This is a genomic window from Pseudoalteromonas sp. XMcav11-Q (assembly GCF_040104525.1).
GTDB lineage: Bacteria > Pseudomonadota > Gammaproteobacteria > Enterobacterales > Alteromonadaceae > Pseudoalteromonas.
The window spans coordinates 65314-76729 of the sequence record NZ_JBECOX010000003.1 but is presented as its reverse complement, the minus strand read 5'-3'; the positions used below and the strand labels follow the sequence as shown (position 1 = coordinate 76729).

At 44.1% G+C, this 11416-nt stretch carries 12 protein-coding genes; 7 read left to right on the top strand and 5 right to left on the bottom strand.

Translation table 11 applies throughout. The features are described from left to right. Nucleotides 1-7: 7 nt before the first annotated feature. The 4 genes from ABMY45_RS05980 to ABMY45_RS05965 all read left to right on the top strand — a co-directional run bounded on the left by ABMY45_RS05980 (nt 8) and on the right by ABMY45_RS05965 (nt 4195). Nucleotides 8-625 carry a tetratricopeptide repeat protein gene (locus ABMY45_RS05980; RefSeq protein WP_349288576.1) on the top strand — a complete coding sequence of 206 codons (618 nt, stop codon included), beginning with the start codon at nt 8-10 and terminating at the stop codon, nt 623-625. 9 nt (nt 626-634) lie between these two features. Then, a complete protein-coding gene (gene bamB / locus ABMY45_RS05975) occupies nt 635-1816 on the top strand; it encodes an outer membrane protein assembly factor BamB (protein WP_010605665.1) in 1182 nt (393 codons plus the stop codon). A gap of 74 nt (nt 1817-1890) precedes the next feature. Beyond that, the gene (der, locus tag ABMY45_RS05970; protein ID WP_010605664.1) at nt 1891-3360 is read left to right on the top strand and encodes a ribosome biogenesis GTPase Der; all 1470 of its coding nucleotides are present in this window, start codon (nt 1891-1893) and stop codon (nt 3358-3360) included. 448 nt (nt 3361-3808) lie between these two features. Next, nucleotides 3809-4195, top strand: a complete 387-nt coding sequence (locus ABMY45_RS05965) for a VOC family protein (protein WP_239422660.1) — start codon at nt 3809-3811, stop codon at nt 4193-4195. 43 nt (nt 4196-4238) lie between these two features. On the opposite strand, the gene ABMY45_RS05960 is transcribed toward ABMY45_RS05965, so the two are convergent. The 4 genes from ABMY45_RS05960 to ABMY45_RS05945 all read right to left on the bottom strand — a co-directional run bounded on the left by ABMY45_RS05960 (nt 4239) and on the right by ABMY45_RS05945 (nt 6183). Next, nucleotides 4239-4595, bottom strand: a complete 357-nt coding sequence (locus tag ABMY45_RS05960) for a DUF2750 domain-containing protein (RefSeq protein WP_010605663.1) — start codon at nt 4593-4595, stop codon at nt 4239-4241. Between the two features lie 11 nt (nt 4596-4606). Beyond that, a complete protein-coding gene (locus tag ABMY45_RS05955) occupies nt 4607-5185 on the bottom strand; it encodes a glutathione S-transferase family protein (protein ID WP_019647242.1) in 579 nt (192 codons plus the stop codon). A gap of 100 nt (nt 5186-5285) precedes the next feature. Next, nucleotides 5286-5567 carry a peptidylprolyl isomerase gene (locus tag ABMY45_RS05950; RefSeq protein ID WP_010377362.1) on the bottom strand — a complete coding sequence of 94 codons (282 nt, stop codon included), beginning with the start codon at nt 5565-5567 and terminating at the stop codon, nt 5286-5288. 64 nt (nt 5568-5631) lie between these two features. Then, nucleotides 5632-6183, bottom strand: a complete 552-nt coding sequence (locus ABMY45_RS05945) for a glutathione peroxidase (protein ID WP_026000907.1) — start codon at nt 6181-6183, stop codon at nt 5632-5634. A gap of 67 nt (nt 6184-6250) precedes the next feature. On the opposite strand from ABMY45_RS05945, the gene ABMY45_RS05940 reads away from it, so the two are divergent. The 3 genes from ABMY45_RS05940 to ABMY45_RS05930 all read left to right on the top strand — a co-directional run bounded on the left by ABMY45_RS05940 (nt 6251) and on the right by ABMY45_RS05930 (nt 10145). Next, complete coding sequence (locus ABMY45_RS05940; RefSeq protein WP_235366965.1) at nt 6251-6739, top strand: GNAT family N-acetyltransferase; 489 nt, start codon at nt 6251-6253, stop codon at nt 6737-6739. A gap of 148 nt (nt 6740-6887) precedes the next feature. After that, nucleotides 6888-8855, top strand: coding sequence for a hybrid sensor histidine kinase/response regulator (locus tag ABMY45_RS05935; RefSeq protein ID WP_010377369.1), 1968 nt, complete (start codon nt 6888-6890; stop codon nt 8853-8855). 156 nt (nt 8856-9011) lie between these two features. Next, nucleotides 9012-10145, top strand: a complete 1134-nt coding sequence (locus tag ABMY45_RS05930; RefSeq protein ID WP_235366967.1) for a response regulator — start codon at nt 9012-9014, stop codon at nt 10143-10145. Between the two features lie 128 nt (nt 10146-10273). Here ABMY45_RS05930 and queG read toward each other — a convergent pair whose 3' ends face one another. After that, complete coding sequence (queG, locus tag ABMY45_RS05925) at nt 10274-11407, bottom strand: tRNA epoxyqueuosine(34) reductase QueG (protein ID WP_349288575.1); 1134 nt, start codon at nt 11405-11407, stop codon at nt 10274-10276. Nucleotides 11408-11416 lie beyond the last annotated feature (9 nt).

The following is an 11416-nucleotide window of genomic DNA, read 5'->3' as shown; positions in this document are numbered from 1 at the left end:
GGTTAGAATGGAAATTTATTCAACAGAAGAACAACAAGCAGAAGCAATAAAACGATTTTTCCGTGAAAATGGTACAACGATTGTGGTTGGTGCTGTGCTTGGTTTAGGTGGTCTGTATGGCTGGAAAGCGTATAACCAAAGCCAGATCGATAGCGCAGAAGCAGCATCAGAAGCATACACTCAGGTTGTTGAAAGTGATGATGTACTAGCTAAAAGCGACGCTTTTGTTGCTGCAAATGCTGATTCTAACTACGCCGTGTTAGCGGCTTTCGTTGCTGCTAAAGAGGCAATCGACAAAGACGATCTTAAGCTAGCTGCAGAGAAGCTAACTTGGGCGGCTGATAATGTTGCTAACGCTGAGCTAAAAGCAACGGCTTTATTAAGACTTGCACGTGTACAAGCGTCACAGTCTCAATACGAACAAGCACTGGCAACACTCGGTAAGCCTATGCCTGAAGCGTTTAAGGCTCAGCTTGCTGAGATCCAAGGTGATATTTACCTTGCTCAAGGCGATAAAGATAAAGCTCGAAGTGCTTATCAATCGGCACTAGAAGCAGCGGAAGGCAATAGCAACCCTATGCTGCAAATTAAACTGGATGATCTTGCACAAAAGACAACGGTTTAAGGAGTTGCCATGAAGAAGTTAACGATGGCCTCATTGGCTTTATGTGTTGCAGCACTCACCGCTGGTTGTTCTTCTAGTGATGATGAAGAAGAGTTAAAGCTCCCTGAGATCAACAATCAATTCGACGCCTCTGTGGTTTGGCAAGAAGGGATTGGTGACGGGGTTGAGCACTACTTTTCGCGTTTATCTCCAACAAGCTACCAAAGCACTGTTTTTGCAGCTGCCCGTGAAGGTATAGTGACAGCATTTGATGCACAAACAGGTAAAGAAAAGTGGCAAGTTGATGTTCGTGAGAATACCAACTTTTGGCCATGGGAAGACAGCGACAGTGCGAAGCTGTCAGGTGGGATCACACAAGCTTATGGTAAACTCTATGTTGGCTCTGAACACGGGCAGGTTTTTGCGCTTGACCGTGAAACCGGCGAAATAGTTTGGCGTAAGTCGGTACCAGGTGAAGCGCTGTCAGCGCCAGCTGCAGGCGATGGTCTTCTTTACGTTAACTTAGGTTCAGGCAAGCTGGTTGCGCTACACCCAGATACAGGTGAAGAGCGTTGGCACTATGAGCAAGAAGTCCCTGCGCTGACATTACGTGGTTTAAGCTCACCAACCAGCGCGAATGGTGGCGTATTGGTTGGCGAAGAAAGTGGTAAGTTAACAGCACTTATCGCTGAAAACGGTTTTACCGCATGGAGCTCGGATGTTGCAATTGCAAAAGGGGCTTCTGAGTTTGAACGTTTGGTGGATGTTGATACTAAACCTGTTGTAAGCGGCGCATATGTGTATTCTATCGCCTATAATGGTAAACTAGTCGCCATTGATGTGCGCAGCGGCAATGTAGTGTGGGATCGTGAGTACAGTAGTTACCGAGACCTTACACTCGATCTTGACGTAATTTATTTGGTTGATAGCGATGGCGTACTGTACGCACTAGACAAAAACTCAGGTATTGAACGTTGGACACAACCAGCTCTGCGCGGTTGGTATTTAACCGCTCCAACGGTTGCTGGCAACTATGTAGTGGTTGGCGATCAGGAAGGTAACTTACATTGGCTAGATAAGAGCTCTGGTGAGTTGGTATCGCGTACCGAGTTTGATAGTTCAGGTTTTTTCGTCGAACCGATTGTGGTCGATGGCAAAGTATTTGTTTACACGCGTGATGGTGAACTTAGCGCAGTTCAAATTCCGCAGTAACTTTCTGAATTTTTAGATTTTTTATGGGGCTTCGCTTTTGCGAAGCCTTTTGTTGTTTATAAAAGAGGTAGTCTATGCTTCCTGTGATCGCTCTGGTTGGGCGACCTAATGTGGGTAAATCCACACTGTTTAATCGTTTAACACGTACTCGTGACGCGTTAGTTGCTGACTTTCCGGGTCTGACTCGCGACCGTAAATACGGCCAAGCAAACTATGAAGGCTACGAGTTTATTGTGGTGGACACGGGTGGTATCGATGGCTCTGAAGAAGGCATTGAAACTGAAATGGCCGAGCAGTCGCTGCTTGCAATTGAAGAAGCGGATATTGTGCTATTTTTGGTGGATGCGCGCGCTGGTATGACGGTTGCTGATCAAGCTATCGCGCAGCACCTTCGTAAACAACAGAAGAATTGCTTTGTTGTCGCTAATAAAACGGATGGCATTGATGCTGACTCCAACTGTGCTGAGTTTTACCAGCTGGCGCTTGGTGACGTTCAACAGATCGCCGCTGCGCATGGTCGTGGTGTTACTCAATTATTAGAGTTGACGCTACAACCGATTATCGCTGAACTTACGGCTCAAGATGAAGAGCTTGAGCATGATGATGAAGATATCGCCGAGCTTTACCTTGAAGGTGAAGAAGCCGAAGATGGCAAAACGGGTTTTGAAGACAAGCCTGTTAAACTCGCGATTATCGGTCGTCCAAATGTAGGTAAGTCAACACTAACTAACCGTATTTTAGGTGAAGACCGCGTTATCGTTTACGATATGCCGGGTACAACACGCGATTCAATTTACATTCCAATGACGCGCAATGATAAAGAATACGTGTTAATCGACACCGCCGGTGTACGTAAGCGTAAGAAAGTCAGCGATGTCGTAGAGAAATTCTCGGTTATCAAAACCCTGCAAGCGATTGAAGATGCCAACGTGGTATTGCTCGTTGTAGACGCGCGCGAGGGGATCTCAGATCAAGACTTGAGTCTACTTGGTTTTGCACTAAATGCGGGTCGCTCGTTGGTTATTGCGGTAAACAAATGGGATGGTCTTGATGACTATGTCAAAGAGCGTATCAAAACTGAGCTAGACAGACGCTTGGGCTTTGTTGATTTTGCTCGTTTGCACTTTATTAGCGCATTACATGGTACAGGTGTTGGTCACTTGTTTGAGTCGATTGACGAAGCTTATGAATCAGCGACTAAGCGAGTAAGTACGGCAATGTTACGTCGTATTATGGATATGGCTCAGGCGGATCACCAGCCACCATTGGTTCGTGGACGCCGTGTGAAGCTTAAGTACGCACACGCAGGTGGTTATAACCCGCCGCGTATTGTTATCCACGGCAATATGGTGCATGAACTGCCAGATAGCTATAAGCGCTATTTGATGAACTACTATCGTAAAGCGCTTAACGTAATGGGTACGCCGATTAAGATTGAATTCCGTGAAGGGGATAACCCTTACGCTGGTCGTTCAAACAAAATGACGCTCTCACAAAAGCGTAAGCTTCGCGCATTCGCAAAAGAAAACCGCAATAAGTCGTAAGGCTTTTTGCGGGAATTGTAGCTCGACACTATCTGGTGGGTGTGTCGAGCTAAACATAAGTTCCCTACCTATCCAACTAACTCCTTTTCCACATTCGACTATATTTAACTTTAACCCTGAACTCTCTCGCTTTGTTTTACCTTGCCCAACATTTGTGCTTAAGTTATATATAACCTGAGCTTCGGATAATTAATGCCTTTCTAGCAGCTAGTTTCAGCGCTAACTTTGTTGAATTTACTTCCAATAGCCAGCTATTGGTGCGTAAATCCGCCTTGCCTACAGGATGTAGGTACCAGGGCGGTAGCAGGACGCGAGAGCGGAGTTATCCCTAAAACTCTCTGGCTAGACAAGTATATGGTTTAGACAAGCTTGAAAAATAAAGAGTTAGCTCATTTCTTACCCAAAACTCAGGTTAAGTTACATTAGGTTTATTGATAGTGAGGCTTAGGTGTTTGCTAAAACGGTGATTTATGTAGAAAGTGTTGAGGAAGTGCTGGATTTTTACTATCAAGCATTTGGCTTGAGCACTTTTGATATGACCGATGAAGGGGATTATGGTGAGTTAGACACAGGAGAAGTGAAACTCGCCTTTGCCAGCCATCCATTAGCCCAATCACAATTTAGGCAAGACTATATTCGTTGCCATCCTAAACAGCCTGCACTTGGGTTTGAAATTACCATCAGCTGTGAAAATGTCCCTGAAGGCTATGATAAGGCGGTAGCCGCAGGGGCTGAGCCATTAAGCTCACCAAACCAAAAGGGCAGAGTAACACAAGCTTATGTAAGAGCCATTGAAGGGACTTTAATTGCTTTGGTGTCAAAGCCGGGTGAATAGCGGCACTCACGAAGGATGAGCGCCACTTTGATGCGGTGTGCTTTTATTCGATATCGACAAGTAGTCTAGCAAGACCAACGGGCTCGATTTCAACACAAACGTTGTCATCATTCCAGTTTAGACCAACGAGTGCATCATCTTCTTTTAGGTCGAGTACCCATTCGTCAAGAAAACTTTCAACATCAATACTCATCGGTGAAAACTCACTCCACTCGTCGCGACATTGAGCTTGCGCTTTTTCTTCACTATCCCACAGCAATAACACATCTGTCTCGTCAAACTGGTTAGAGTCAACCACAACCATGCCACCGTCATCAGAGCTAAGTGCCCAAACGCTTTCAGTATTTTTTACTTGCTCAATAAACTCACTGACTTCTGAGCCAATTTCTTCTTCATTCATCATAGGTGTTCTCAATTTCGTGGATCAGTTTGCTGGGCGATTGCTTGGCTTTGCCAACGGCCATGAAATGCCATTAGGTTGGTGTAATCGCTCAGGTCGACGAGTTCTCTAAATAGAACCCAATCAATAAGGCAGTATAAACTGATTTGGAGATAATCACAGTGTAAAAACTCTTCTGTCACACACTCTTCATTGAGATAGTGCAGGGTATGACCAATTCGTTCCCGCTGTAGATTAAAAAATAGTTTATCTTGTTCAATATCAAAACCTGAGCGCTTGCTAAGTAACAGTTCTACCAAAGAATCATTACAGGCATTGATAAGGATCAGCCAATTTTCTTGATCCCAACTGGGAAATGGAAGTTGATGTTTTTCACGGAGATAGCGAACAATCAGATTGGAATCACAAATAAGTTGTGCATCGTCAATTAAAAATGGGATCTTACGGGCAGGATTATGGCGAATAAGTTCGTCATGGCCTGCTTCGGAAAATATATCTATATGCTGGTAGCTCATTGGGAGCTGTTTAGCCGCGGCCCACATTCTAATTCGACGGGCGTATGGACTGGTGTTCGAACCGATAAGTTTCATGCCATCATTCCTTCAACTAAGTATCTTTTCGCTCATTTAGTAAATGTAGCGAGTTGGTATTAAGGAATGATGGCGAAGTGATTAACTTTTCGCAAGCGAATTAATCGCTACGACTGGTTACCTCAAGCAAGTGAAAACCAAACTGCGTTTGCACTGGCCCTTGTACTTGATTGATTGGGGCTGAAAAAACCACTTTATCGAATTCAGGCACCATCATGCCTGGTCCGAACTCACCTAGCGCACCACCATCTTGGCCCGACGGGCAATTGGAGTACTGCTTTGCGATTTCTGCGAAATCTTCCCCTGCTGCAATGCGTTCTTTGAGCTCCATGCATTGCGCTTCACTATCTACTAGGATGTGTCTTGCACTAGCGATTGCCATAATTTCTCCGATGATTATTTATTATTCATACTTTATTCTAATCTAGGTACGTTAAAAAATCAGCTTATCTAGGCAAGAGTTTTTCAATTTCGCTAGTGAGCTCGTCAGACATAGGTTTAGTGCGACTGTTAAAGCGCTTGATTGTTTTCCGATCAGCTGACACTAAGTATTTGTAAAAATTCCAATTTGGAGAGCTTGTTACTTCATTCAAATGTTGGAAAATGGGGTTAGCATCCGAGCCTCGAACTTCCGATGTAGCAAACATATTGAAGGTTACACCGTAGTTGATAAAGCATACTTTTGCAGTTTCCTTTTCGTCGTCTTCTTCTTGGAAAAAGTCATCTGAGGGAAAACCAAGTACAACAAGGCCTTTATCTTGATATTTTTGATGTAGTTGCTCAAGCCCTTCAAACTGACCTGTAAATCCACAGTTACTGGCTGTATTTACGATGAGAAGCGGTTTGTCTTTAAATTCACATAGATTAAGTGAGTCATCAGAACGCAGTTTTCGCAGCTCAACATTGGTAAAATCATCACAGCTGGATGTCTTTGCATACGCGTTACTCGAGATTAGGAAACCGAGCGCTAAGCTCAGAATCGAAAGACTTTTTATCATCAGTGCTTTCCTTTTATTTATGTTATCTCTTATGATACGAAAATATTCGTTACCTTGATCAGCTTTCATGAATATTAGACTCGCTAAACCGCATGACCTTTGCGCCATAGTTGCCATTTACAACGAAACGATACCGAGCCGCCAAGTCACCGCGGATACGGAGCTCGTAAGCGTAGCACAAAAGCAAAGTTGGTTCGCCGCACATACGCAAAATCGCCCAATTTATGTGGTAGAGCTGGCGGAAAAGGTGATAGCGTGGATAAGCTTTAGCAGTTTTTATGGACGTCCTGCCTACGATGGTACGGCTGAAGTGAGTATCTATCTTGCAAAAGCGGCACAAGGCCAAGGGTTAGGTAGTAAACTCATGGATTTTGCAGAGCAGCAAGCGCCAAGCTTGTTTATTACAACGCTACTAGGCTTTATTTTTTCTCATAATCTCCCCAGTATCCGCTTGTTTGAAAAACACGGTTATAAAAAGTGGGGAGAGTTACCCAACGTCGCGGTCATGGATGGTAATCACTATAGCTTGACGATTTTGGGCAAATCTCTCGCATAGCTTTATACGCCGTTGCTTTGCTGTTTGAATTTTTTTCGCTGCGTGAATTAGACCGCGGCGTCAAACATATCAAAATAGTGCTATTTTTTAGCGTCTTGTGATTCTTCTACTAAACTGGATCTCAGAATTATCGGTAAAGGATCTGGTTATGACGAATCGAGTGCTGATTATTGACAGCAGCAGTGTGCAAGCGATGCGAGTAAAGGTATTATTTGAGTTACTCGGTGGCGAGGTAGAGCATGTGCATTACCGGAGTCTGGAAGCAAATCTCGATTTTGATAAATTCGATGTTGTTGTTATTGCTCATGGGGTGCCCGCCAGTAAGCTCCAAGCGTTATATCAACTGAGGAATCATGATAAGTTAGTATTGCTGGCACCTAAACCCGATAATGCCGAGCACTTAAAATCTTTCAGTGAAATCAACCGCGCCTTGCCAAATGGCATTGTTATCTACCCCTTCTTTGCCAATAAAGATATTACTGGCTTACTTGAACGCCTACTGGAAATTGGTTCTACTAATACCTTAGTGCTGCCCAAAGTGTTGCTGGTTGACCATCATACGCCTCGCCTAGAGACCTTAGCTAACGGCCTACGCGGAGCACAGCTTGCGGTGACGACCGCGACGACGCTTGATGAAGCGATGCAAGTTGCCGAGCGACATCCTGTTGACCTCCTTATTTGTGACTTTAATCTAGAAAAAGACACTGGCTTAGATGTGTTTAATAAAGTTCGTCAAGTGCACCACAATTGCCGCTGCTTATTGATGACTTCTCGGGTTAATCAAGTGGATATGTTAGAAGCCGTGCGTCAAGGGGTTGAAGACATTCTGATTAAACCGTTTGATGAGAGCGATTTATTACAAAGCCTACATAAATTATGGCAAACAGAGCTCTTAAGACGCCATAACCAAGAGTTAGTTGAGCGCCTACAGGATACAGTCGATGCCTTGATTGAACGCGACAGTCTGCTGCGCGTGATTTATAAACATACCCCGGATCCGATTATGCTGTTCAACCGCCAGGGCCATATTATTGAAGCAAATGACGCGTGTTGCGAATTGTTTGAGCTGACGGAAGAAGAATTACAGCCACTCTCTATTTTTGAGCTATTTGATGAAATATCCGTGTCGCAATTACGTGATTTGATGAAGCATGTTGGTATGTTAAAGCATTTTAACTGTGAGCTGAGTCTGCCAAAAGCGGGTGAGCGCAGCATTCCTTTGATGGGAACGTTTAACGAAATCGATCATCACGGTGATATGGCATTTGCGGTCATTTTTAAAAATGTCTCAAAGCTTAAAGAGCAACAAGAAGTACTAGAAGAAACCAAAGAGTTGCTAGAGTTTGAAGTGCAAGCTCGAACGGCACAGTTACAAAAAGCCAAAGAAGCGGCGGAAGCGGCCAACCTATCCAAATCTGAATTTCTAGCCAATATGTCTCATGAGCTTCGCACACCAATGCACTCTATATTAAGTTTTGCTCGTTTCGGTTTAGATAAGCTAACGGCTCCTGAAGTGCCAGCGGATAAGCTCAAAAAGTATTTATCTCGTATCGAAACCAGTGGTGAGCGTCTATTGGTACTGCTTAACAATCTGCTTGATTTATCAAAGTTAGACGCAGGTCGCTTTCCATTTAATCCAAGCTTTCACAATCTAGTTAATGTGATCCAAAGCGGTATTGAAGATGTATCAGGCACTGCGCTTGAGAAAAAGATAAAAATCCGCTTTGAAAAGCCCGCTCAAGGCGTGATGACCTTTTGCGATCCGGAGCAAATGAATCAAGTGATCAGAAACTTATTGGGCAATGCGCTCAAGTTTAGCCCTGAAGGTAGTGAGGTGAGTGTACTGTTAAGCTGTAAAGATCAAGATATTCATATCAAGATTGCCGATCAAGGGGTTGGTATTCCGGATGACGAATTGGAACAGATTTTTGCCAAGTTTGTGCAAAGCAGTAAAACAGACAGTGGTGCCGGCGGCACGGGTTTAGGTCTTGCTATTTGTAAGGAATTTATTTTACTGCATAAAGGGCAGATTTACGCCGAAAATAATCCCGAGGGCGGTGCATGTATCAATGTGAGTCTGCCGTTAACAGAGCATCTTGAGAGTAACGCGGTGTAATGGTTGTAATTGGAAAGGCGTTGAGTAAGCGTCTATAAATAATAATAGAGCTTGTACTAATACAATTTGATTGGGAGCTATTGAGGCACTGGCCTTGAATTACCTTATTTTCCCGTAGTGCCTTTCTCATTGTGAACCGACGAAGGATATTCATTTATGGCTTTACGCAGAATCTTAGCAGTTGACGACGAACCATTTAATCTAGAAATCATTGAAGAGATTTTAGAAGACTTAGACTTTGAGTTAAAAACCGTTGGAAGCGGTCATGAATGTCTAGCAGTAGTCGAAGACTTTGATCCTCAAGTAATTTTACTTGATGTGAGCATGCCAAAAATGAGCGGTTATGAGGTATGTAAGGCGATTAAAGCCAATCCAAACACACAGCATATTATCGTTATGTTTGTGTCGGCAAGGGGCTCTGTTGAAGAGCGCATGGAAGGCTACTCAGTGGGTGCTGAAGATTATATTGTTAAGCCGTTTGGCCAAGGTGAGTTAAAAGCCAAGCTCACGCACTTGAACCAAATGCTATTAGAAAAAGACATTCTGGCTCAGCAAATTGAAGATGCAACCTCCACGGCATTTAGCGCCATGGCTAATAGCAGTGAAATGGGGCAAATCGTTACCTACATTGAGCAAATCGGTGAGATAGAAGCAATCCCGCGACTGGCGGAAGCTTTATGTCAATGTTTAAAGGGACTGGGACTTAATTGTAATGTTGAAGTTCGGCTTGAGGGACAAAAACATCACTTTGCCACTACGGGGATTTGCTCACCTATCGTCATTGAATTATTTGAAATCTTACACACCAAAGGGCGATTACATGAATTTACTAACCGCATATTGGTTAACTATCCATTTTTGAGTATTTTGATCCTCAATATGCCGGGAGACGATCCAGATAAACACGGTAGATTGCGGGATCATATTTGCTTTATTGCCAGTGTAACGGAGCAACAGTTAATTGCTATTTCCACTAAACGCAAGCTGGTACAGCAACATGAGGACCTGGAAGAAGCGATAAAAATGGTGCAAGGTAAGTTTAACAGCATGGTGTCGCTGCTTGATAAAAATCGTCAAGAAAACGAAAAAGTGTTCCGCTCATTACAAGAGTTATTTGAAGAGCGCATTCCGACAATGGGCCTAGACGAAGATCAGGAGATGTTTATCTATCAAAACGTCGATAAAGCGATTCAAAGCTCAGTCGCACGGGAAGAAAGTGTGCGAGAAGTGAAAACCGCTTTCCATGATATTGAAGAAGACTTAAAACTACTCTCACGACGATCAGAATAGCAACCCTACTTCCAATACTGCCGTAGGTCGCGCTTTAGCGCGACTTTTTTAGCTTTTATAGCGCAGCTTATTTATCGTGATTCCTTCGAACCATTTTGTGCAGGTCGTGCTTTAGCACGACAAACCTGCTAAGCGTCTCGTGGCAAGCCCTTTTCAATAATGCGGATCAGCCTTGCTTTTTTGCGTTCATGTTGGTCTGACTTTTGTCTTTGTTGCTCCAGCGCCCAGTCGATATGCTCAATAACAAGGGGAGTGGCACTTTGACGCTTATCTTCCAGTGCTATAACGATTGCTTCATCGTATTGTGCATTGCCAAGGCCAACGGCTAAGTTTCGTAGCCAACGTTCATGTCCAATCCGGCGAATGGGGCTGCCTTCGGTGTTTTTCAAAAATGTTGCTTCATCCCAAGCAAATAAGCTCAACAATTGCTGATCTTTAAGTTGAGTTCGCGGCAAAAAGTCGGCTTCTTCCGTTATTTTACCATAGCGATTCCATGGACAAACTAACTGGCAATCATCACAACCGTATATCCGATTACCCATTTTTGCTCTAAATTCCTCTGGAATAGCGCCTTGAAGCTCTATAGTGAGATAAGAAATACAGCGTCTCGCATCAACGACATAAGGTTCTACGATGGCGCCAGTAGGGCATAAAGTTAGGCAGGCGGTACAACGGCCGCAACCTTCTTCTTGGTTTGGTTTATCAATAGGAAGAGGAATATCAACAAACAGCTCACCCAAGAAAAACCAAGAGCCCGCCTGCTTATTAATCACTAAACTGTTTTTTCCACGCCAGCCAAGGCCTGCCTTTTCTGCAATTTGTCTCTCTAGTACTGGGGCTGAGTCGACAAAAGGGCGAAACCCTAACGTACCGACTTCTTGCTCAATCTTTTGTCCGAGCTGCTTTAGCTTGTTGCGCATTACCTTATGATAGTCTCGACCTAATGCATAACGAGAGGTGTAGGCTGTGGTTTTATTACCAAGCGCTCTGGCAAAGCTGGCATCGGGTGGCAGGTAGTTCATTTTCACCGAAATAATGCGTTGAGTGCCAGGAACCAGTTCAGCGGGGCGGGCACGCTTCATTCCATGCGCAGCCATGTAAGCCATTTCACCATGATAGCCTGCGTCTAACCAGCGCTGAAGTTGCGCTTCATGCTCGCGTAAATCAATGTCGGTTATACCGACTTCTGCAAAGCCAAGTTCTTGGCCCCATTGCTTAATTTGTGTTGCAAGTTCACTATAATTGATATTATCGGTCGTCACGGGAAGAAA

Bases quoted from the DNA above. Each gene is read 5' to 3' on its own strand.
- ABMY45_RS05980 (WP_349288576.1), top strand. From the start codon at position 8: ATGGAAATTTATTCAACAGAAGAACAACAAGCAGAAGCAATAAAACGA.
- bamB (WP_010605665.1), top strand. From the start codon at position 635: ATGAAGAAGTTAACGATGGCCTCATTGGCTTTATGTGTTGCAGCACTC.
- der (WP_010605664.1), top strand. From the start codon at position 1,891: ATGCTTCCTGTGATCGCTCTGGTTGGGCGACCTAATGTGGGTAAATCC.
- ABMY45_RS05960 (WP_010605663.1), bottom strand. From the start codon at position 4,595: ATGAATGAAGAAGAAATTGGCTCAGAAGTCAGTGAGTTTATTGAGCAA.
- ABMY45_RS05955 (WP_019647242.1), bottom strand. From the start codon at position 5,185: ATGAAACTTATCGGTTCGAACACCAGTCCATACGCCCGTCGAATTAGA.
- ABMY45_RS05950 (WP_010377362.1), bottom strand. From the start codon at position 5,567: ATGGCAATCGCTAGTGCAAGACACATCCTAGTAGATAGTGAAGCGCAA.
- ABMY45_RS05945 (WP_026000907.1), bottom strand. From the start codon at position 6,183: ATGATAAAAAGTCTTTCGATTCTGAGCTTAGCGCTCGGTTTCCTAATC.
- ABMY45_RS05940 (WP_235366965.1), top strand. From the start codon at position 6,251: ATGAATATTAGACTCGCTAAACCGCATGACCTTTGCGCCATAGTTGCC.
- ABMY45_RS05935 (WP_010377369.1), top strand. From the start codon at position 6,888: ATGACGAATCGAGTGCTGATTATTGACAGCAGCAGTGTGCAAGCGATG.
- ABMY45_RS05930 (WP_235366967.1), top strand. From the start codon at position 9,012: ATGGCTTTACGCAGAATCTTAGCAGTTGACGACGAACCATTTAATCTA.